We start from the raw sequence: 22,054 nt of genomic DNA on the forward strand, positions 1-22,054 counted from the left end.
CCGACTGTACGGACCCTTCCTGGTCCCTGCCGGCCCTCTCCGGAGGGTGCGCGTGTCGGTCGGGGGTCTGGCTACCCTCGGTCCACCATGGCGACCTCCCTCGACCCGCGCACCGGACTGCCCGTCGTCGCCATGGTGGGCGGCGGGCAGCTGGCGCGGATGACCCACCAGGCGGCGATCGCCCTCGGCCAGTCGCTGCGGGTGCTCTCCACCGGTCCCGACGAGTCCGCGGCGCTCGTGGCCGCCGACGTCGTGCTCGGCGACCACCGCGACCTCGACGCCCTGCTGGCCCTCGCCCACGGCGCCACGGTCGTCACCTTCGACCACGAGCACGTCCCGCTCGCGCACCTGCACGCGTTGCAGGCCGCCGGTTCCCGCGTGCACCCCGGGCCGGACGCGCTGGTGCACGCCCAGGACAAGCTCGTCCTGCGGCGGGCCCTGCAGGAGGCGGGCGATCCCCAGCCGGCCTGGGCGGAGGTCGCCACGGCCGCCGACGTCACCGCGTTCGCCGCGGCGCACGGCTGGCCCGTCGTCCTGAAGACGCCGCGCGGCGGGTACGACGGCCGGGGCGTCTTCGTGGTGGACGACGCCGCCGCGGCCACCGAGTTGCTCGAGCGGCACGGCACGCTGCTGGCCGAGCAGCGGGTGGCGATGCGGCGCGAGCTGTCGGCGCAGGTCGCGCGGTCCCCGTTCGGACAGGTCGCGGTCTGGCCGGTGGTCGAGACGGTGCAGCGGGACGGGATCTGCACCGAGGTGCTCGCCCCGGCACCCGGCCTCGCCGAGGAGCGGGCCACCGCCGCCCAGGAGCTCGCCGTCCGCATCGCCGACCGGCTCGGCGTGGTCGGCATGCTGGCCGTCGAGCTGTTCGAGACCGCCGACGGCGTCCTGGTCAACGAGCTGGCGATGCGCCCGCACAACTCCGGGCACTGGACCATCGAGGGCGCGCGCACCAGCCAGTTCGAGCAGCACCTGCGCGCCGTCCTCGACTACCCGCTCGGCGCCACCGCGATGACCGCACCGGTGGCGGTGATGGCCAACGTGCTCGGCGGCCGCACCGCGGTGGAGGGCTGGGCCGGCCCGGGCCTGGATGAGCGGGTGCACCACCTCATGGCGCACTGGCCCGACGTCAAGCTGCACTGGTACGGCAAGGGCCAGCGCCCCGGGCGCAAGCTCGGCCACGTCACCGCGCTGGGGTCGGACCTCGCCGAGGTCCGCGCCCGGGCGGTCGCCGCGGCCCGCTACCTGGCCGACGGCGAGCTCGACCCGGCGTTCGCCTTCCTCCCCGCCGAGCACTGAGGAGCCCGCGTGAGCGCCCCCGTCGTCGGCATCGTGATGGGCAGCGACTCCGACTGGCCGGTGATGGAGCCCGCGGCGCAGGCGCTGACCGAGTTCGGCGTCCCCTACGAGGCGCACGTGGTCTCCGCGCACCGCACCCCGCGACGGATGCTCGACTACGCCGAGTCTGCGGCAGCACGTGGGCTCAGGGTGGTCATCGCCGGGGCTGGAGGAGCGGCGCACCTGCCCGGGATGGTCGCCGCCGCCACCCCGCTGCCGGTGATCGGCGTCCCCCGGCCGCTGGACCGGCTCGACGGGCTGGACAGCCTGCTGTCGATCGTGCAGATGCCGGCCGGCGTGCCGGTGGCGACGGTGTCCATCGGCGGCGGCCGCAACGCCGGGCTGCTCGCCGTCCGCATCCTCGCCGCGGCCGACCCCGAGCTGCAGGCCGCCATGGCCCGGTTCCAGGCCGACCTCGCCGACTCGGTCCTCGCGCGGGACGCCGTGCTGCAGGAGCGGCTGTCCTCCCCCTGAGCGGCCCGCCGCGGCCCCGTCCCGGGCAGGCCCCGTCCAGAGGCTCGCCGCGAGCCTGCGAGGGGTGGGGGGCAAGGGCGGCCCCCGTGCAGGGTCCCGCCGCGAGCTTGCGAGGGGTGGGGGGCAAGGGCGGCCCCGTGCAGGGTCCCGCCGCGAGCCTGCGAGGGGTGGGGGGCAAGGGGGTCCTTCTACTAGCATCTACCCGTGAGTAGCAACGCCGGCGGGCTGTACGCGCTGACCGAGGAGCACGAGGAGATCCGGGCGGCGGTCCGGGAGATCTCCGAGCGCGAGATCGCTCCGCACGCCGCCGAGGTGGACGCGCAGTCGCGGTACCCGGTCGAGGCGCACAAGGCGCTGACCGCCGCCGGTTTCCACGCCACCCACATCCCCGAGGCCTACGGTGGCGAGGGCGCCGACCCGATCGCGACCTGCATCGTCATCGAGGAGGTCGCCCGGGTCGACGCCAGCGCCTCGCTCATCCCGGCGGTCAACAAGCTGGGCTCGATGCCGATCATCCTGTCGGCGTCGGAGGAGCTCAAGCAGCGGGTGCTGCCGACCATCGCCTCGGGGGAGGCGATGATCAGCTACGGGCTGTCGGAGCGGGAGGCCGGCTCGGACGCCGCGGCGATGCGCACCCGCGCGCGGCTCGAGGGCGACACCTGGGTGCTCAACGGCACCAAGGCCTGGATCACCAACTCCGGCGTCTCCGAGTGGTACACGGTCATGGCCGTCACCGACCCGGAGCGGGGGGCCAGCGGCATCTCGGCGTTCGTCGTCCACCGCGACGACCCCGGCTTCGCCGTCGGCCCCAAGGAACGCAAGATGGGGATCAAGGGCTCGCCGACCTGCGAGCTGTACCTCACCGACTGCACCATCCCGGCCGACCGGGTCATCGGCGAGCCCGGCACCGGCTTCAAGACCGCGCTGCGCACGCTGGACTTCACCCGCCCCACCATCGGCGCGCAGGCCGTCGGCATCGCCCAGGGCGCCCTCGACGCCGCCGTCGCCTACACCAGGGACCGCAAGCAGTTCGGCAAGAGCGTCGCCGACTTCCAGGGCGTGCAGTTCATGCTCGCCGACATGGCCATGCAGATCGAGGCCGCCCGGCACCTGGTCTACGTCGCCGCCGCCCGCGGCGAGGTCGGCGGCCCCGACCTGGGCCGGCTGTGCGCCTCCGCGAAGGCCTATGCCTCGGACGTGGCGATGAAGGTGACCACCGACGCCGTCCAGCTCTTCGGCGGGGCCGGCTACACCCAGGACTTCCCGGTCGAGCGGATGATGCGCGACGCCAAGATCACCCAGATCTACGAGGGCACCAACCAGATCCAGCGGTTGGTGATCGCCCGCAGCCTGCTGCGCTGACTGCGCTCTCCGCAGCCGGTGACGGCCGGACGGCGACCGCGGACGGACAGGCGATGTGGGACGGACCGGTCTCGCTCCCCTCGCAGCTTGTGACAGCTCCGACACGCCGAGGACGTGGCCCGCGCGACGAGGTGAGCGTCTGGCCGCGACGAGAGCACGGGTCGCGGATGTGCGCGGACCCAGGCGTGTTGACTCGCGTCCGTGGGCGCATCGAGCACGGTTGCCGAGCGGACCGGACTGCGACCGACCGCGGGGAGTTCCAGGGCGGACAGCCCGCGCCGCCGTCGGCCGCTGGAGCCGGCCATCCTGCTCACTGCCGTCGTCGCCCTGCTCTGCGCGGCGCTGATGCCGCTGGCGCCGGTCTCGGTGAGCACCCCGACGGTCTCCTGGCCGCAGGACCCCACGAGCCCCGTCTCCACCGCGCTCCAGCTCACCGCTCTGCGGCCGGCGTCCCTGGAGGCCCGCTTCGGTTGCGGTGCCCTGACCGCCGCCCGCAACAGCGGCGACGGCGTCCTCCTGACCACCGTGGTCACGGGCCGACTCGCCGAGACCGAGGGCTTGCAGGTCCGCATGGCAGACGACGCCACCATGACCGTGACGAGCAACGGCACGGAGGTCTACCGCGGCGCCGTCCCGGGTGGAGCTTGTGGCTACCTGCTGCAGATGGACGCCACGTCCACCCGGTTGCTGCGGGACGGCCAGGTGCTCGCCGAGACCGGCGGTGCGCTGCCCGAGGTCGATCTGCTCGCCACCTCGGTGACCACCCTCCCCGGGGCGACCGCCGACGACTTCGGCGTCTCGGTGCAGGTCGACGACCAGTTCTCCACCAGCCCGACCCCGGTCAAGTGGGCCCTGACCGTCGTGCTGGTCGCCTCGTCACTGGCCTGCCTGGGACTGCTCGCCGCGCGGGACCGTCACCGGCGCGGCGACCGGCGGCAGACCGCGGCCGGTCGGCAGGACGAGGGCAGCGCCGCCCCCGCCGGCCGTCGCTGGTGGCGCACGCTCTCCGTGGTCGACGTCGCCGTCGTCGCCCTCATGCTGCTCTGGCTGTTCATCGCCCCGTCCACCGACGACGACGGCTACTACCTGGCGATGGCGCGCAACTCCGTCATCAACGGCTATGTCGGCAACTACTTCCAGCTGTTCAACCAGGGGTACCCGCCCTTCAGCTGGTACTACCAGCTGTTCGGGTACTGGGACCTGCTCGGCTCCTCGCCGGTGTTCCTCCGGATCCCGTCGATGATCGCCGGGCTGACGACCTACGGGGTGTCCCGGGCGGTCGTGGAGTCCGTCGGTCTCCCGCCGGCCCGGACCTCGCTGCACCGGTTGGTCCGCCACGGCGTGGTGGTCGTGGTGTTCGCCGCGGCCTTCCTGCCCTACAGCATGGGTGTGCGGCCGGAATCGATCTCGGCGGTGTTCGCGGTCCTGTCGCTCGGCGCCGTCGTGGTCGCCCGTCGGCGCTCCAGCCTGGCCTGGTACGCGGGCGCCCTGGTGATCTCCGGCGTCGGGATCACCTGTCACCCGACCGGCCTCGTCGCTCTGGCGCCCTGGCTGCTGAGCATCCCGGCGATGTGGCCCCTGATCCGCTCCACCAGCGTCTGGCGGACCCTCGCCGTGGCCGCCGGCGTGCTCGGGCCCGCCGCCCTCTGCGCGGTGCCGGGCTTCCTCGACGGCTCGCTGCGCGACTTCACCTACTCCCAGGAGATCTACGCGCAGCTCTGGCCGCAGGAGGACTGGTACGACGAGTGGCTGCGCTACTCGTTCCTCCTCAACGACCACATCGCGATGGGCTCCTACGCCAAACGGCTCACCGTCCTCGTGGGGATCGTCGTCTTCGTCTGGTTCGCCGTGCTGCAGCTGGCCGCCGGCGGCCGCCGCCGGCGTGCCTTCCCGCCGCTCGTGGCGTTGACCGGCTGGTCGTTCGGGCTGGCGCTGCTCCTGCTGTGGCCGACCCCCAGCAAGTGGACCCACCACTTCGGTGCCCTCGCCGGGCTGACCACCGTCTTCCTCAGCTGCGTGCTGCTCTACGGCGTGCGCGTGGTGGTGGCCACCCAGCGCGGCCGGCGCAGCATCGTCCCCGCCACGGTGCTCGCCGGCCTCTCCCTCGTGCTGGTGTTCGCGCTGGCCATGCACGGCCCCAACGACTGGCTCTACACGTGGCTGCTCGGGATGCCGCACGCGCTCGAACCGCCGTTCGTCGGCGTCGTGTCGTTCGACAGCCCGGCCGTGTGGCTGATCGTCGTCACGGCCGTCGGGGTGGTCACCTGGCTGCGGCTGCCGCGCCGGCGACGCAGTCGGGCCCGGGTCGTCGGCGCTGCCTTCCCCGCGGCCGTCGTGGTGTTCCTCAGCGTCGGACTCGTCTACCTCGTCGGCAGCTTCTCCCTGGCCACCGTCCACACGTGGGACACGTACTCGCAGCAGGCCGACGCCCTGCAGGACCCACTGGCCCGCAACGGCGGGGCCGAGGGCGCCATCTACGCCGCGGACCCGCGGACGGCGACGGTGCTGCCGCTGCAGGACGGCGCCGGCGCGACCTCGAGCGGGTTCACCAGCCAGGGCGGCTACCTGCCGTCCTCGCCGCCCACCCGGACCGCCGACCCGGAGCCGACGGTCTGGGGCAGCTACCCCCGGCTGGGCGCCGAGGCGAACACCGGTGCGCTGACCACCGGCTGGTACGCGTTGCCCAGCAGCGCGCCCGACCTGCGGCTGCTCGTCGAGTCCTCCGGTCGCGCGGGCGGCGACAACTCCCTGGTCGCCGAGTACGGCGAGCTCTCCGGTGGCGAGGTCGTCGCACTGGGGTCGCAGGACCTCGACGACGGCGCCGACAGCCCCTTCTGGCGACAGCGGACCCTGGTGCCCAGCCCCGGCGCCGACGTCGTCCGCCTCGTCGCCGCCGACGGCAGCAACGGCCCCGGTGGGTGGCTGGCGTTCACCGCGCCGATGCGGGCGCAGATGCGACCGCTGATCGACGTGGCGCCCGACGGTGCACGCACTGCGGTCACCTGGGAGATGCCCTTCCTGTTCCCCGCTGCCCACCTGCCGGCCACCGTGTACGGGATCACCGAGCCCGTCGACTGGATCTTCGCCTACGGGAAAGGCGCCCTCGGCGGCCTCGACAACGAGTCGTTCTACCGAGGACGAGCCGGGCTGTGGTACTCGACGGTGCGCTCCTCGACGCTGACGCAGGTGATCACGGAGGTGCCCGGCCAGCCGGACCTCCGGACCTTCAGCGCCTACCAGGTCCGCAACCCGTACCCCGACGCGGCGTACGACCTCGACCGCGACCGGACCGTCCGGTGGGGGTGGGAAGCGCCCTGAGCCGGCGAGAACGGGACGGGGCTCTCTCCCTCGTCCCACCCGGCCCCATGGGCGCCGTCCCTTGCGTGCACCTGCGTCAGGCCGGTCGGATCGCAGCGACGACCCAGGGACCCACCTCGGTGGTCACGAAGTCGTCCCGGTCGAACAGTGCGCGCGGTAGCCGGATCGACCAGCGCGTCGACAGCCCGGACGTCGGAGCCCAGTCGACGGACGTGAACCCGAGCTGGTCGGGGTCTCCCGGGGCGGGCCGCAGGACGAACGCGGTCGGCGCCTCGGGGTCCCCGCGCAGGAGCCGGACGGTCTCGGCGGCCGACGCGTCCTGGAGGTCCTCGAGGAAGGCTCGCCGTCGCGAGTACTCGCCGAGCGGGTTGGCGTAGAGGGCCCACCACTGCTGGTAGGCGTGGAAGGGCGTGGTCGCCAGCAGCGGGATGGCGTCGGTCAGGACGACCATCCCGGCCGGGTCCTGGCCGGCGGCGCGGGCGGTGTCGCGGACGGCTGTGGCGATGTCGTCAACCGAGGGCTCGCCGGCCAGGCTCTCCCGCGCCTGGCTGGATGCGAGCACCGGGAAGGAGCCGTCGGGGTGAGGGACGTCGAGGGCTTGCCGGCGCAGGTTCTCGTCCCGGATCACCCACTCGCTGGCGTGACCGCTCAAGCCGATGAGGAGTGCGACGGCCAGCACCGCGGCGGCCGTCCGCCGGGGACCGACGCCCGTTCCGGTGCCGGCCAGTCGAGCCCGCACGTGCGGCCATGCCGTGGTGACGACCAGCGTCCCGGCCGCCAGGAGCGTGATCCCCAGGATGAGCATCAGCCGGTGGAAGAGGACACCGCCGCCGATCTGGCCGGCCAGCAGTTGCACCACCCCGAGGAGCACGACCGCCGCGGCGATCGACTGCAGGCCACGGACCCGGCGGTGGACCTCGCCGTCGACGACCAGCACGCCCACGGCGCCCAGCAGTGACAGCAGCGCCCACGGGGAGGGCGACGGGGTGAACAGGCGGACGTAGGAGTCCTCCTCGACCCAGGTGGTGGCGGCCGACGGCGGCATCCCCGCGGCCAGCCACGCCACCAGGAAGCGGCCGAGCCACGGCGCGACGAGGACCATCGACGTCAGTCCGGCGACGGCGACCTCCCCCAGCCGCCCGCGGACGCGCCACCGCCACCCGGCCACCACGACCACCGACACCGCCAGCACGACGGCGTAGAGCAGGTACAGCCACGCGGCCAGCCCCACGGCCAGCCCGAGGGCAAGGGCCCGGCGCCAGGAGAAGGGGCCCCGGGCGGAGGCGAACCAGGCGAGCAGGGCGGGGAGGGGGAGGGCGATCAGCCACCCGTACGGCTCGTAGGCGCCGGCGAACAGCAGCGTCTCGTCGCCCAGCCAGCCGCTCCCGGCGAAGGGCAGACCGATGACCGTCGTGGCGAGCAGGATCGCGGACAGGCGGGTGTCACAGGTGCGCCGCCACAGCAGGAAGGCGATCGCGGCCGCCACGTACAGCGAGGCGACGGCCACGTACTTGTAGGCGTGCCAGGCCGGTTCACCGGTGAGCCGCGCCACCAGGCCCACCACCCAGAACCAGCCGGGCGAGTAGAACGCCGGGACGTCCCGGTAGGTGTAGTCGGCCAGGCTCAGATCGTCGGCGAACCGGGTGGCGTACTCGAGGCGGAAGGACTGGTCCCCGTAGGGGCCGGAGAAGAACCAGCCGGAACCGTGCAGCGCGATCAGCGTGAGACCCGGGAGCAGGCCGGCGACGAGTGCGCCGGCGCAGTGGTGGGCCAGCTGGGAACGGCGGGTCAGCAGCCAGGCGAGCAGGGGCGCGCTCAGCAGGGCGACCGCGGAGCTCTGGTACTGCGACCGCAGGTTGCTCGGCGCGGGCAGCAGCAGGGCGGCGACCGTGACCAGCACCGGCACGAGCACCCACGGCAGCAGGTGGCGGGCCCGGGTGGCCCGACCCCCGGCGGTGACGGGTACCGGCTCGGCCGACGCACCGGCGGGGCGGGCCCCGGTGCGGGGACGTGGGGTCACGCCGGCGGGGACGAGCGGTTCGGGGCCGGTTCGGGCTGCCACACCATCGCCTTCCGGATCCCGGACGTGCACCTGTCCCCGACGACCCAGTGCCCGTGCGATCGTCGCACCACCGGCCGAGCGCCGCTCGGGGGGCTGCCAGGGGGAGGCCCAAGGCCGCAGCGACCTGGCACGACGACCACACCGGCCACCCCGTCCGGCGATCTCCTCGTGCGCTGACCGGTCACGGCCGTCTCTGGCTCCCGGTCGGCGGCGCCAGCGGTCCGCCCGGGCGGAAGACCACCAGCCGCAGCACCACGAAGTTGACCGCCGTCCCGACGCCCTGGGAGACGACCCACGCCGCCGTCGTCGTCCACGGCGTGCGCGGCAGCAGCGCCAGGGCCGCGGCGTTCACCCCGAGGACGACGACGAACGTGGTGCCGTAGAGCAGGACGAAGGCGGCGGCCCGCCGCGGGCTGCCCTCCACGCCGAAGGACCACCGCCGGTTGAGCACGTACGCCACGGTGGTCCCGCACACGAAGCTCACCGCACGGGCCAGGTAGGTCGGCAGGCCGGCGTGCAGGCCCAGCAGGTAGACGGACAGGTCGACCACGGCGCCGAGGAGGCCGACGGCGACGAAGCGCACCAACTGGCCCAGCAGCCCCCCGCGGCCGGGCCGCTCCGGGACACCCACCACGCCGGCTCAGTCCAGCAGCCGCGAGACCGCGGCCACGCGCAGGTCCCCGGCCATGGCCGCCAGCCACGCCGACCACCCCGGCCGGGCGCGCATCGCCTCCAACGCCGCCCGTGCGCTCTCCCGGTCGCCGCGCCGGGAGGCGGCCAGCGCGGCGTAGAGGTCCCGCGCGCCCTCGGGCGCGAAGAGCGCGAGGGTCTCGTAGTCGCGTTCGTCGTAGGCCCGCTGCAGGTTGCGCAGCAGCCGCAGCTGGGCGACCGGGTCGGCGGAGTCGTCGACCCGCAGGTCCGTCCGCACCCCGTCGTCCTCGTCGGTGGCCGGCGTGCCGCTGACGACCAGCAGGGCGGCGGACTGCCGGCCGCGGAGGTCGCCGCCGGCGTCCTGGCCGGCGGTCAGCGCGGCCAGGAGCCGGTCGGGGAGGTCTCCGCAGGCGTCGGCGAAGGCCCGCGTCATCGCCGGCAGCACCTCGGGGGAGGCGAGCATGTTGCCCTGCACGCTCATCTGCTCATCGAGCAGGTGGCCGCTGACCGGGAAGGAGCCCCGGCCGGTGTCCGCGGCGACCCTCCCGTCGGCGGCGAGGACGGCGATCTGCCGGTCGACGTCCTCGGCCGCGTGCGCCGCGGCCCGGACGAGGTCGGCCGGGTCCGCCCCCTCCTCGAGCCCGGCCAGCAACGACCGGCCGAGCCCGCGCCGGCTGCGGGCCTGGACGGCGACCACCCCGACCCCCGGCCGAGCGCTCGGCACCGCCCGGCCGACGGCGAGGATGCACGAGGAGACGGCGATCCCCAGGTCCCCCGTCGCCGGGTCGCGGGCGATGACGGAGAAGGTCACACGCTCGCCGGCAGGGCCATGGTGGCGACGTCGTCGGGGACGGTGAGGGAGGCGCCGGTGGCGGCGACGACCTCGTCCGGGGTCACGCCGGGGGCGGTCTCGCGCAGGGTGAAGCCGTCGGCGGTGACGTCGACGACGGCGAGGTCGGTGATCACCCGGTCGACGCAGGCCCGCCCGGTCAGCGGCAGGCTGCACTCGGCGACCAGCTTGGACGACCCGTCGCGGGCGACGTGCTCCATCATGATGACCACCCGCCGGGCGCCGTGGACCAGGTCCATCGCGCCGCCCATGCCGTTGACCATCTTGCCGGGGATCAGCCAGTTGGCCAGGTCGCCGCGGGGGTTGACCTGCATCGCCCCGAGCACGGCCACGTCCAGGTGGGCACCGCGGATCATGCCGAAGCTCAGCGAGGAGTCGAAGAAGGACGCCCCCGGCAGGATGGTGACGGTCTCCTTGCCGGCGTTGATCAGGTCCGGGTCCTCCTCGCCCTCGAACGGGTAGGGGCCCACGCCGAGGACGCCGTTCTCCGAGTGCAGCACCACGTGCACGTCGTCGGGGACGAAGTTGGGCACCAGGGTCGGCATCCCGATGCCGAGGTTGACGTACTGGCCGTCCTCGAGCTCGGCCGCCACCCGGGCGGCGAGCTGGTCGCGGGTCAGGCTCATCGGGCGTCCTCCTCGGTGGTCTCGTCCTCGGTGGTCTCGTCGCCGGCGGCGGCCGGTGCGGCGGAGGTGTCGGTGCGCGGTCGCGTGGTGCGCTTCTCGATCTTCTTGCCCTCGGTGCCGACGACGACCACCCGGTCGACGAAGACCCCGGGCAGGTGCACGTCCTCAGGTGCGATCTGCCCGGGCTCGACGAGCTCCTCGACCTCGGCGACGGTGATCCGCCCGGCCATGCCGGCCAGCGGGTTGAAGTTGCGCGCCGACTCGGCGAAGACCAGGTTGCCGTGCCGGTCGCCGACCGCGGCGCGGACCAGGCCGAAGTCCGCGGTCAGGGCCGTCTCCAGGACGAACTCCTGGCCGTCGAACTCGCGCACCTCCTTGGGTCGGGAGGTCTCCACCACGGTGCCCTCGGCGTCGTAGCGGATCGGGATGCCGCCCTCGGCGACCATCGTGCCCACCCCGGTGGGGGTGTAGAAGGCCGGGATGCCACAGCCACCGGCGCGCAGCCGCTCGGCCAGCGTGCCCTGGGGGGTCAGCTCCACCGTCAGCTCCCCGGACAGGTACAGGCGGGCCAGCTCCTTGTTGCCCCCGACGAACGAGCTGATCGTGCGGCTGATCCGCCCGGCGTAGAGCAGCACGCCCAGGGCCTGGTCGTCCACGCCGCAGTTGTTGCTGATCGTCGTCAGCCCCGAGACGCCCTGCGCCAGCAGGGCGTCGATCAGCTTGATCGGCACGCCGCACAACCCGAACCCGCCGACGGCCAGCACCGCGCCGTCGGGTACGTCCGCCACCGCCTCAGCGGCGCTGCTCACGACCTTGTCCATGCAGGGGTCCACCGTTCCCGTCCAGGCGGCCGGGCTGCTGCCTCAGGCGGGGCGGCCCAGCTCGCGGATGCCCTCGATCGTCCGGCCGAGCGTAGCGGTGACCCGCTCGTCCGCCGCGCGCCGAGGCAGCCGTGCGGGGTCGGGGGAGCGGACCAGCACGATCGACGCGCCGGCCGCCAGCGGTGCCAGCAGCCAGGCGACGGGGCCGGCCTCCGCGGCGGTGCGTTCGTCGACCAGCACCCGGTCGCCGGCGGCCACGCCGAGCCGGCCGGCCAGCTCCCGGGCGGTGTCGACCAGGCCGCCGAGGGTCAGCTCCAGCCCGCCGAGGCGCAGGCCGGGGGCGGCCGGGTCCGGCGGCTGCCAGGGGACGAAGACGTCGCCGTGCGCCCGCACCTCGACCGCGAAGTCGCGCGCCGGGCCGGCGTACCCGGTCATCCCCGTCCCCAGCGGGTGCAGGGAGAGGCCGAGCAGCTCGGGCAGGTCCTGCTCCTCCAGGGGCGCCAACCGGTCCTGCGCGGCCAGGACGACGTCGGCACCGGCCAGCCGCCCGTCGTCCTCGGCGGCGGTGTCGAGCACGGTGGCGCCGCAGCTCCACACCGCGAGCAGCACCGCCGCGGTCTGCCAGTGCACCGGCAGCGCGACCGCGACGGTGCTGCCGGCGGTGACGTCGAACTCGTCCTGCAGCAGGTTGGCCGTCTTCGCCACCCAGTTGGCGAGGGTGGTCGCCGACAGCTCCACGCGCTCGCCGCTCGCGTCGTCGTACTGGGTCAGCAGCGGTGCGGCGGGGGTGCGGCGCAGTGCCGCGTCGAGCAGCGCAGCGGGGTCGGTGGGACGGGTGTGGGCCACGGGGACAGGGTGACACCGGACGCCGACCGGTTCGGCCCTCGGCCCGGACGGCGCGGATAGAGTCGCCCTCCGTGCGCTCACGACCATCCACCGTGTCGACGCGCCGAGAGGTGCGGTCGGTGCCGCGGCCCAGCCCGCCGGGCGCGATGAACGGGGAGGCCGAGAACGCATGACGACGGACACGGGCTCCCGCGCCGCCGTCCTCGAGCGCCCCCTGCCGCCGGTGCGGGACCGCAGCGCGGGCCCGCCGCTGCGCCGCTGGGCCCTGCTCGCCCGTACCGGGGTGCCGGCGCTGGTGGCCTACCTCCTCGTCCAGGGTCTGCAGCTGCTGCTCGTCCGCCGCTGGGCGCCGCGGTTCTTCTGGTTCGACGACTCGCAGGCCCAGTTCGGTCCCATGGCCTGGTGGCTCGGGCAGCACCTCGAGCGCGGCCGCCCGCCGCTCATGGACCCCGACCTGGGCATGGGCGGCAACGTCGTGGCCGACATGCAGTACGGCGTGCTGGACCCGCTGCACTGGGCCGTCCACGCAGCCGTCGCGAGCTCCGACGACCTCCTCGCCGTCTCGTGGGCCTACGGCGCGACGACGATCCTGCTGCTCGGCGCCGGGTCGCTGACCGTGCTGCTGCAGTACCGCGTGCGGCCCGCGCTCGCCGTGGCCGCTGCCGTCGGGATCGGCTCCAGCGGCTTCCTCGTCTGGTACGGCAGCTCCTGGTGGCCGCTGCTGTGGGCCACCGCCAGCCTGCCGTGGCTCTGGGCCGGGCTGCGCAGCCGGTCGGCGGTCGGCGTCCTCGTCACCGGGCTGGCCAGCTGGGCGCTGATGACCTCGGGCAACCCCTACGCCTTCCCGTTCGCCGGGCTGCTGGTCGTCGGACAGCTGGTCGAGTACCGCGCCGAGCACGGCTCGTGGGCCGCGGCGCTGTCCGCCCCCCGAGCCCTCTCCCGGGCCGCGGCCTGCGTCGGTGCCCTGGTCGTGGCGCTGCCGACCTTCCTCTCCACGCTGCAGCTGTCGGAGGTCATGGGCCGCCAGCAGCCCGACCCGCTGGTCGGCAACACCGGGTTCGGGGTGCCCAACCTCGCCGACGTGCTCCTCGGCGGCACCACGCTGCTGGGCCAGACCAACGCCTGGACCGGGTCCGTCGGGCTGGTCCCGGCCACGGCCACCGCGCTCGTCGCGGTGCCCGCCGCCGCCCTCGTCGACTGGCGCACCGCGTGGCGCCGGTCCGGCGTCCCGACGGCCGGGCTGGTGTGGCTCGCCGCGGTGGTGGCCACCCAGCTGCCCACCACGGTCGCGGTCTTCCGCTATCCGCTGCGCTACCTCGTCTACGTCGAGGTCTTCCTGCCGCTGCTGGTGTTCGTCGCGCTCGCCGCCGCGCCACGGGTGAGCCGCCGTCGGGTCGCGCTCGCGGCCGGACTGGCCCTCGCCCAGGCCGCGCTCGCGCTGTCCCGGGCTCCGGTGCTGGTCAAGTGGCACCTGCTGGGGCTGGCCGTCGCCCTGGTGGCGCTGACCGCCCTCGTCGTCCTGCTGCGCGCCCGGCCCACCGGGGAGCAGCGGGACGACGCGCCCGACCGGCGCGGGCTGCCCGGCCACCGGAGCACTCCTCGGCCGCTGCCCGCCCTCGCCGGCGTGGTCCTCGTCCTCGCGGTCGCCTCCGGCTTCCCGATCGGTGAGCAGATGATGGTCGCCGTCCAGGAGCGGGCCGACGCCATCGCCGGCACCCCGGACAGCCACGGCGCGCCGCTGCGCGCTCTCGACCCGGGCCGCGACGTCGGTACCACCGTGGCCCAGTACCGTGCGCACTCGGTCGCCCCCGACGAGCAGCTCACCGTCGTCACCTGGGGCTTCGACCCCGACCGCGGCTGGGACGACGGCGTGGTCAACGGCAGCGGGAACGTGCTCGCCGGCCTGGAGCCGGGGTTCGCCTCACTGGCCGTGTGGCAGGCCGCCCTCAACGGGCACTGGTGCCGCACGGTCTGGGGCGCCACCTGCTCGCCGCCGGAGGCGCTGCTCGCCGAGGCCGGGGACACCGGGCTGCCCTGGCTGGACCTCATGTCCTCCGACACGGTGCTGCTGTCCACCGGCGCCCCCGAGGCGGTCCGGGCCCACTTCGACCAGACCTGGCGGCAGGTCGCGGCCAACGACACCTGGCTGCGCTACCAGCGGGCCGACGGCCTGCCGGGCCGGGTCACCGGCGTCGCGGGCGACGTGGTCGTCTCCGAGGAGGGCTGGCGCTCGGGGCCGGCGCGGGCCGGGGAGCCGATGGACAGCTACCTCGTCTCCACCGGTGCCCGGGGTGGCAGGCTGGCCACCCGCATCCCCTACTACCCGGGGATGAGCGCCACCCTCGACGGGCGGCCGCTGCCGGTGACCCCGGTGGACGGGGCGGCGCTCGCCGTCGAGCTGCCCCCGGACGTCGACGCCGGCCGGCTGGAGCTGTCCTACGCGCCGGCCGGGGCGGGGGCGGTCGTCCCCGCGGCGGTCGCCGGGGCGGCGCTCATCGTCCTCGCCGCGCTGGCCGACGCGGCCCTCCGTCGGCGGGCGGGCCGGTGAGCGGCCGCTGGCGAGCGCTCGTGCACCAGGCGACCCGCTTCCTGCTGGGTTCCTGCCTGGGGCTGGCCGTCGACCTCGGCGTCTTCGCGCTCGGCGTGCGGCTGGGCGCGTCGCCGGGCGCGGCCAACGTGCTGAGCGCGGCCTGCGCGGTCGTGGTGGTGTACCTGTTCGTCACCCGGTACGCGTTCGCCGCAGAGCGCTCGCGGACGTCGTTCCTGCTCTTCGTCGCCTGGTACGTCGTCTCCATCGTGGTCTTCTCGGTGCTCATCGAGGTCCTGCACGACCGGACCGGGTGGGCGCCGCTGGTCTGCAAGTCGCTGTCGCTGCCTCCGTCGTTCGCGGCCAACTTCCTGGCCAGCAAGCTCCTGTTCCGCCGACGGCCGGCCGCGGCCGCAGCGCCGCGGCCCGTGCGCGACCCGGCGGGAGCCTGACGTGGGACGCAGCGCCGGACGTCACCGGGTGACCGAGGTAGTGGGGGAGCAGTTCGACATGGCACGACCGGACGGGTCGCTGCGGGCCCTCCTCTTCGACCTCGACGGCACGCTCGTCGACACCCGGGAGGCCAACTACCTGGCCTACCGCGACGCCTTCGCCCAGTCGGGCCACGAACTCACCCCCGAGCGGTTCGCGACCACCTGGGGGCGGGACTCGCGGGACTTCATCCCCGACCTGCTGCCCGGCATCGACCCTCTCGGGGTCGACACGATCCGCGCGGCGAAGAGCCGCCTGTACGCCGACCAGCTGCACCGCACGACGGCCAACGCGGCGCTCGTCGCCTTCCTGCGGCTGGTCGCGCCCACCCACCGCACGGCGCTGGTGAGCACCGCCAAGTCCGGCAACGGCCGGCAGATCCTCGACGCCCACGGCCTGACCCCGCTGTTCGACGTCGTCGTGTGGGGGGACGACGTGACGCGCAGCAAGCCGGACCCGGAGGGCTACCTGCGGGCGCTGCACCTGCTGGGCGTCGACGCCGCGGCCGGCCTGGCGTTCGAGGACTCCGAGACGGGGCGGCTGGCGGCTCTCGCCGCCGGGCTCACGGTCCTCGAGGTGCCGCACCTCTGATGCCCTCGCTCCGGTACTCGCGCGGTCGTCTCGTGCTGATCGTCGCCGCGCTGCTCTCGCTGGCCGGCTTCGCCGTCCTCACCCGGCCGTCGCTGACCGAGCTGTGGTCCCGGCTCTCCTCGGGCCTGGACGGCGGCGACTGGGCGGCGGTCGGCGCCGCCTCGCTCGTGCAGCTCGGCGGCCACGTGCTGCGCGCCGCGCGGACCAAGGTCCCCGTCGACAACGTGCGCCGGGGCAGCCTCGCCGGCCAGTTCCGCCACCTGTCCATCGGCTACCTGTTCAGCCTGGTGTGGCCGCTGCGGATCGGCGAGGTCGTGCGGTCCTACCTGGTGGCCAAGACGCTGCGGATCAGCTTCCTCTACACCCTGCTCGCGGTGGTGCTCGAACGGCTCATCGACGTCGTCCTGGTGTCGGTGGCCTTCCTCGTCTTCATCGCGGTCGTCGACGGGCCGGTGGGCGGCATCGTGCCCGCCGCGGCCGTCGTCGCACTGGGGGTCTCGGTCCTGCTCATCGCCGCGTTCGCCGCCTTCGTGCGGGAGAACCCGGTCCTCATGCAGCTGGCCTGGCGGGCCACCGCCTGGCTGAACACCGACCTGGAGAACCGCGCCCGGTTCAAGCTGTGGTCGGTGATCTTCGGCTTCCAGCGCTTCTTCCGGCAGCGCCGGCAGCTGGTCCGCTACGGGGGGCTGGCCCTGGCCTCCTGGGGCTGCTACGTCACGGCGGCGGCACTGACGGTCGCCACCGTCTTCCCGGTGCTCGCCGCCCGCGAGGCGTTCGTCGCCACGGCCGCCCCCGCCGGCGTGGTGAGCCCCAGCCTGGGCAACGGTGCCCCGGGCGCCTACGTGGACGGCATCCGGGCCTTCATCGAGGGCAGCACCACCCTGGGCGGGCCGACGGTGGTCCTGTTCGCGGCCGCCACGTGGGCGGTGGTCAACGTCCCGGTGCTGCTGGTCGCCGTCGTGGCGCTGTTCGTCAACTGGGCGCGGCAGACCAGCGACCCGCTGGCCGGCGCGCAGCTGAGCCCGGCCGACCGCTACGTCAACAAGCTGGGCCGCGACCAGGACATCTCCGGGTCGATGACCCACTTCCTGGACGCCTACTTCCAGCGCCAGCACCTGTCCCAGGTGATGCACCGCCTGGAGGTCGAGGGCAACGTCAGCCTGGTCCGCTTCTTCAAGGGCGGGTCCAACGCGGTGACGCTGCTGGCGACCAACGGCTCCGGTGAGCTGTTCGTCAAGAAGATGGTGCCGCTGGAGTACGCGCACCGGCTGAAGAACCAGCACGACTGGCTGGCCGGGCGCGCCGACCACTGCCAGCTGGTCACCGTCCTGCGCGAGCAGCGCGCCGAGGACCACTACGCGATCGACCTCGAGTACCGGCCCAGCAGCGTGCCGCTGTTCGAGTACGTGCACGAGAGCCCCCTCGCCGAGGGCGCGGCGAAGCTCGCCGAGGTCTGGGACTACATGTACGAGCGGGTGTACGACGTCGGCCCGCTCGAGGCGCACCCCGACCTGCGCGACGACTACGTGACCGAACGCTTCGTGCTGCGCGTGCGGGCCGCGGCCGAGTCGCACCCGGCCCTCGCCGAGGCGCTCAAGGCCGAGCGGATCGTGGTCAACGGCCGGGAGCTGGACAACTTCGACCGCGTCCTGCGCAGGATCCAGGCCACCGAGGAGGCGTGGGAGGACCTCGCCACCTTCCGGGCGTCGGCGCACATCCACGGCGACCTGACCGTGGACAACATCCTGGTCGACCTGCCCTCGCGTGACGTGCTGGTCATCGACCCGTCGGACGACAACCAGGTGCGCGGGCCGGTCATCGACTTCGCCCGGCACATGCAGTCGCTCGCGTACGGCTACGAGTTCCTCAACGAGGACGAGGACCCCGTCGTCCTCGGAGCGCAGGACGGCGTCCCGGAGATCGCCTACCGCGACGCCCGCTCCGCGCGGTACGCCGAGCTGGCCGAGTTCGTGACCACCCAGGTCATGCCGCGCCACCTGTCCTCGGCCGAGCAGCGCTCGGTGCTCTTCCACGTCGGCCTCTTCTACGGCCGCATGCTGACCCACCGGGTCGCCATCAACCCCGGCACGGTGCTCAAGTACTACGGCGTCTGCATCCAGGCGCTCAACCGCTTCCTCGAGCAGTACGACCTGTCCGTGGAGGCCCAGGACGACGTCTTCGGCACCGAGCCGAGGGAGGAGCTCGCCCGGTGAACCCGGTCGACACGAGTGTGGTCATCGCCATACCGGCCTACAACTGCGCGCCCCAGATCGGTCGGGTGCTCGACGAGGTCACCGACGAGGTGGCCGCGCGGGTCACCGAGATCTGGGTGATCGACAACCGGAGCACCGACGACACCCTCGAGCGGGCGGTGGAGTACCGGCGCTCCGGACGGCTGCCCGGCCTGCGGGTCTTCTGCAACCGGCAGAACAACAGCCTCGGCGGCACGCACAAGGTCGCCTTCGAGCACGCCCGCGCCGCGGGCCACACGCACGTGGTCGTCCTGCACGGCGACAACCAGGCCAGGAGCGACGAGGTCGGCCTGCTGCTCGACCACGCCGAGGCCCACCCCGCGACCCAGACCGTGCTGGGCTCCCGGTTCAGCCGCCGCTCGCGGCTGCACGGCTACGACGCCAAGCGCGTCTGGGGCAACCGGGTGCTGGGCGCCGTCTACAGCGCGGTGGCGCTGCGCCGGCTGGAGGACCTCGGCTCCGGCCTCAACCTCTTCGCGCTGCACGACCTGGATCCGGCGACCTACCTGCGCTTCGCCAACGGGCTGACGTTCAACTACGAGCTGATCCTCGACCTGGTCCGACGCGGGGTGCGTTTCGCCTTCGTGCCGATCACCTGGCGCGAGGAGGACCAGGTGTCGAACGCCCGGAACTGGAACGTCTTCCGGACGGCGCTGCGCAACCTCGCGCTGTGGCGCACCGGGCGACCCGGCCCGGGCGCCGACCCGGCCGCCGACTACGAGTGGGACGAAGTGCGGTGATGGCGACCCTGCAGGTGCTGATGCCCATGGGCGGTCTGGGGACCCGCTTCCGCAGGGTCGGGATCACCACCCCCAAGCCGCTCATCGAGGTCGACGGCGCGCCGATGTTCCAGCGCGCGCTGCGCTCGTTCGACCCGTGGCCGGGGGAGAAGACGGTGACCGTCGTCGTCCGCGCGGACGACGACGCCGAGCACGGGCTGGCCCGGCAGGTCCTGGCCGCCGAGCCGACCGCCACCATCGTGCGGCTGGACCACGACACGCGTGGGGCGGTGGAGACCTGCCTGGAGGCCCGGGACCGGCTCGACCCCGACCAGCCGCTGGTGGTCATGGACTGCGACATCGCCTTCGACAGCCCCGAGTACTTCCGGGTGCTGGCCACCGCAGTCGACCGCCGGGACGTCGACGGCCTGCTGCTGTCGTTCGCCTCCACCGAGCCGCGCTACAGCTTCGCCGAGGTGGGCCCGGGCGGCCTGGTCGTCCGCACGGCGGAGAAGCAGGCCATCTCCTCCGACGCGCTCATGGGCGTGTACTCGTTCCCCCGGGCACGGGTGTTCCTCGAGGCCGCCGACCGCCTCATGGCCCGGCAGATCGACGCGGCCATGCCGGAGTACTACGTGTCGCTGGTCTTCAACGAGCTGATCGACTCCGGCCGCCGGGTGGGCCTGGTCCGCGGCGACTTCTACTGCTTCGGGACGCCGGAGGAGCTCGCCGCCTACCGGGCGACCGGTCTGCCCGTCTGACGGTCAGCACGCGACAGCGCCCCCCGGCTCGCCAGGCAGGGGGCGCTGTCGTGCGGTCCGGCTACAGCCGGGCGGTGATGTGCCGGCCCAGCGTGCGGGAGAAGGTCGCGGTCAGGTGGCTGCCGTCGAAGTAGACGATCACCCCGCCGACCAGCTCGTGGCAGGTCTGCCCGTCGCAGAAGGCGTCGGTCAGGTCGAGCACCGAGATGCGGTCGTCCCGCAGGGCGCTGGCGGCGTCGGCCAGCCGGTCGGGGGTCAGCCGCACGCCGCGGGGGCCGGCGCACGGGTCGTGCACCTCCCCGGCGCGGGCGATGCAGTCCGGTGCGCTGGACTCCAGGTTGACCAGCTCCGGGCCCAGGTGCACCCCGCCGGTCGTCGGGACGGCGCGCAGCACGGTCACCCGCTTGCCGGCGTCGGCGAGCCGCTGCAGCGGGGCCTGCACCAGCTCGGCGGGGAACTCGTCGTGCAGGACGCCGGCGTCGTCGGCATACTTGTAGACGTCGGACCGGTAACTGGTGAACACCCGGCTGATCGACCGGTCCCCGGCGATCTCGGCGAGAGCCTGCTGCCCCCACTGCGCGCAGGCCGGTCGCTCGTCGGCCGGCTGACCGGCGGCGGGCAGCATCGCGCTGCCCAGGCCGGGGCACCCGGCCTTCAGGTAGGTGACGACCGCCCAGTCGCGCTCGCGGGCGACCTCCTCCATCGCCTCGTAGAGGCTGGCGGTGTGCGAGTCGCCCAGGAGGGCGACGGTCTCCACCGGGTCCTCGCTGCCGAACCGGCAGGTCACCACGTCGGTCTGGGCGAGCACCGACAGGCAGGACAGACCGCGGGACACGTCCGACTTGGCGAAGATGGGGTTGGCCGCGTCACCGGCGTACGCCCATGGGTCACCGCAGGCGTGGCCGGGCAGGGTGGCGCCGGTGCCGAAACAGGGGTCCCCGCCCGCGGCGGCGGCCGCGGCGGCCTCCCGGGCCCGGTCCACCTGCTCCTCGACGTAGAACCAGCCCCCGGCGACGCAGCCGACGACCAGGGCCGTGGCGACGGCGGTGGCGAGCAACGTGCTGCCGCTCCCGCGCCGGGCCAGCGGGGTGCCGGTCCGGACCGGGTCCTCCACCCAGACCTTGGTGGCCCACGCGGCGGCCACGGTGGCTCCCAGGATGCCGACCTTCGACGTCGTCCCGAGCTCGTGGCCGAGCGCGAACGGCAGGACGACGACGAGCGGCCAGTGCCACAGGTAGGCGGAGTAGGAGACCTCGCCGAGGAAGCGGACCGGGCCGAAGTCGGCGACCGCCGTCGGGCTCCAGTCGGAGCGCGGCGCGCCCGCCCAGATGACCGCGACCGTGCCCAGCACGGGCAGCAGCGCCGCCGTGCCGGGGAACGGCGTGGCGCCGGTGAAGGTGGACGCCGCGTACCCGACGGCGCCGAACCCGGCCCAGGAGACCAGCGACCGCAGCCGCTCGGCACCGGCCGGCGGGGTGGCCGCCCACAGCGCGAGCAGGCCGCCGAGGCCGAACTCCCAGGCGCGGGCCGGGGTGGTGAAGTAGGCGTCGGGCGGGCTGACCGCCGTGGTGTGCAGCGACCAGGCGAACGACCCGACGGTGAGGACGCCGAACAGCGCGCCGACCACCGTGCGCCGGCGGGTCCCGGCCCGGACGGCGACCCAGGCGGCCAGCACCACCAGCAGCGGCCAGGCCAGGTAGAACTGCTCTTCGGTCGACAGCGACCAGTAGTGCTGCGCCGGGGAGGCGGCGTTGGTGTGCGCCAGGTAGTCGACGGCGTCGCCGGCGAGCAGCCAGTTCTCCGCGTACAGCGCCGAGGCGCCGATCTCGCGCAGCCAGCCCTGCCAGTAGGTCTGCGGCACCCAGACGACGGTGGCGGCGGCGCTGACAAGGAGCACGAGCAGGGAGGCGGGCAGCAGGCGGCGGGCGCGGCGGGCCCAGAACCGCGCAAGACGGATGCGACCGGTGCGCTCGACCTCGCGGAGCAGGTGGCCGGTGATCAGGAAGCCGGAGACGACGAAGAAGACGTCGACGCCCACGTAGCCGCCGGGCAGGCGGAGCGGGACGACGTGGTAGAGGACGACGAGGGAGACCGCAAGCGCGCGCAGCGCCTGGATCTCCACCCGGACGCCGGAGTCGCGGCGGGCGGGTGGTGGGGTCCTCGCCGAGGGACGGGAGAGGGGCGAGGAGCGCAGCAGCGCCATCTGTTCGGTGCGGTCGGGCAGCGCCGGGCGCGGGACGACCGCCGTCGTCCGTTCCAGCGTGCTCCGCTGTCCCGCCATGCTTCTCCCCTCTCGCGCACCGGGCCGCGCGGCCCCGGTGTCCACTGCCGCCCATCGGCGGCGAGGTCCCCGTCGTGCGCCCGCGG

17 protein-coding genes are annotated in these 22,054 nt (G+C 74.1%); 10 read left to right on the top strand and 7 right to left on the bottom strand.

Annotated features, from left to right (window positions below; all coding sequences use genetic code 11):
* Positions 1–87: 87 nt before the first annotated feature.
* The 4 genes from DQ238_RS14030 (at position 88) to DQ238_RS14045 (ending at position 6,489) form a co-directional block, all read left to right on the top strand.
* Complete coding sequence (locus DQ238_RS14030) at positions 88–1,296, top strand: 5-(carboxyamino)imidazole ribonucleotide synthase (protein WP_113781887.1); 1,209 nt, start codon at positions 88–90, stop codon at positions 1,294–1,296.
* Between the two features lie 36 nt (positions 1,297–1,332).
* Positions 1,333–1,809 (top strand): 5-(carboxyamino)imidazole ribonucleotide mutase, encoded by a 477-nt coding sequence (purE, locus tag DQ238_RS14035; protein ID WP_113781937.1) that lies wholly within the window; start codon positions 1,333–1,335, stop codon positions 1,807–1,809.
* 204 nt (positions 1,810–2,013) lie between these two features.
* The gene (locus DQ238_RS14040) at positions 2,014–3,171 is read left to right on the top strand and encodes an acyl-CoA dehydrogenase family protein (protein WP_113781888.1); all 1,158 of its coding nucleotides are present in this window, start codon (positions 2,014–2,016) and stop codon (positions 3,169–3,171) included.
* A gap of 201 nt (positions 3,172–3,372) precedes the next feature.
* A complete protein-coding gene (locus DQ238_RS14045) occupies positions 3,373–6,489 on the top strand; it encodes an arabinosyltransferase domain-containing protein (protein WP_113781889.1) in 3,117 nt (1,038 codons plus the stop codon).
* A 76-nt stretch (positions 6,490–6,565) separates the two neighbouring features.
* Here DQ238_RS14045 and DQ238_RS14050 read toward each other — a convergent pair whose 3' ends face one another.
* The 6 genes from DQ238_RS14050 to DQ238_RS14075 form a co-directional block, all read right to left on the bottom strand.
* Positions 6,566–8,509 carry an arabinofuranosyltransferase gene (locus DQ238_RS14050; protein ID WP_147263079.1) on the bottom strand — a complete coding sequence of 648 codons (1,944 nt, stop codon included), beginning with the start codon at positions 8,507–8,509 and terminating at the stop codon, positions 6,566–6,568.
* A gap of 223 nt (positions 8,510–8,732) precedes the next feature.
* Positions 8,733–9,185: a GtrA family protein gene (locus DQ238_RS14055; RefSeq protein ID WP_199506348.1), complete on the bottom strand. Its 453-nt coding sequence runs from the start codon at positions 9,183–9,185 to the stop codon at positions 8,733–8,735.
* Positions 9,186–9,191: 6 nt separating this feature from the next.
* Positions 9,192–10,013: a DUF1028 domain-containing protein gene (locus DQ238_RS14060; RefSeq protein ID WP_113781891.1), complete on the bottom strand. Its 822-nt coding sequence runs from the start codon at positions 10,011–10,013 to the stop codon at positions 9,192–9,194.
* Positions 10,010–10,678: a CoA transferase subunit B gene (locus DQ238_RS14065; protein WP_113781892.1), complete on the bottom strand. Its 669-nt coding sequence runs from the start codon at positions 10,676–10,678 to the stop codon at positions 10,010–10,012. Before DQ238_RS14065 ends, DQ238_RS14060 begins: the two co-directional genes overlap by 4 nt.
* Positions 10,675–11,499, bottom strand: a complete 825-nt coding sequence (locus DQ238_RS14070; protein ID WP_113781893.1) for a CoA transferase subunit A — start codon at positions 11,497–11,499, stop codon at positions 10,675–10,677. The genes DQ238_RS14065 and DQ238_RS14070 overlap by 4 nt, the downstream gene beginning before the upstream one ends.
* 42 nt (positions 11,500–11,541) lie before the next feature.
* Positions 11,542–12,345 carry a TIGR03089 family protein gene (locus tag DQ238_RS14075; protein WP_233495957.1) on the bottom strand — a complete coding sequence of 268 codons (804 nt, stop codon included), beginning with the start codon at positions 12,343–12,345 and terminating at the stop codon, positions 11,542–11,544.
* 169 nt (positions 12,346–12,514) lie between these two features.
* Here DQ238_RS14075 and DQ238_RS14080 point away from each other — a divergent pair, with 169 nt between their 5' ends.
* The 6 genes from DQ238_RS14080 to DQ238_RS14105 are packed head-to-tail and all read left to right on the top strand — an operon-like array spanning position 12,515 to position 19,687.
* Positions 12,515–14,893 carry a hypothetical protein gene (locus tag DQ238_RS14080; protein ID WP_113781895.1) on the top strand — a complete coding sequence of 793 codons (2,379 nt, stop codon included), beginning with the start codon at positions 12,515–12,517 and terminating at the stop codon, positions 14,891–14,893.
* A 20-nt stretch (positions 14,894–14,913) separates the two neighbouring features.
* On the top strand, positions 14,914–15,324 hold the full coding sequence (locus tag DQ238_RS14085; RefSeq protein ID WP_158550785.1) for a GtrA family protein: 411 nt from the start codon (positions 14,914–14,916) through the stop codon (positions 15,322–15,324).
* 58 nt (positions 15,325–15,382) lie between these two features.
* A complete protein-coding gene (locus DQ238_RS14090) occupies positions 15,383–15,955 on the top strand; it encodes an HAD family phosphatase (RefSeq protein WP_147263080.1) in 573 nt (190 codons plus the stop codon).
* Positions 15,955–18,168, top strand: a complete 2,214-nt coding sequence (locus DQ238_RS14095) for a lysylphosphatidylglycerol synthase domain-containing protein (RefSeq protein WP_113781898.1) — start codon at positions 15,955–15,957, stop codon at positions 18,166–18,168. Before DQ238_RS14090 ends, DQ238_RS14095 begins: the two co-directional genes overlap by 1 nt.
* Entirely contained in the window at positions 18,165–18,947 is a 783-nt protein-coding gene (locus tag DQ238_RS14100) for a glycosyltransferase family 2 protein (protein ID WP_158550786.1), read from the top strand. The genes DQ238_RS14095 and DQ238_RS14100 overlap by 4 nt, the downstream gene beginning before the upstream one ends.
* A complete protein-coding gene (locus tag DQ238_RS14105) occupies positions 18,947–19,687 on the top strand; it encodes a glycosyltransferase family 2 protein (RefSeq protein ID WP_147263081.1) in 741 nt (246 codons plus the stop codon). Before DQ238_RS14100 ends, DQ238_RS14105 begins: the two co-directional genes overlap by 1 nt.
* A 61-nt stretch (positions 19,688–19,748) precedes the next feature.
* On the opposite strand, the gene DQ238_RS14110 is transcribed toward DQ238_RS14105, so the two are convergent.
* Positions 19,749–21,968, bottom strand: coding sequence for an acyltransferase family protein (locus DQ238_RS14110; protein ID WP_113781901.1), 2,220 nt, complete (start codon positions 21,966–21,968; stop codon positions 19,749–19,751).
* Positions 21,969–22,054 lie beyond the last annotated feature (86 nt).

The organism is Geodermatophilus sp. TF02-6 (assembly GCF_003319115.1).
In the GTDB taxonomy this organism is placed as follows: domain Bacteria; phylum Actinomycetota; class Actinomycetes; order Mycobacteriales; family Geodermatophilaceae; genus Geodermatophilus.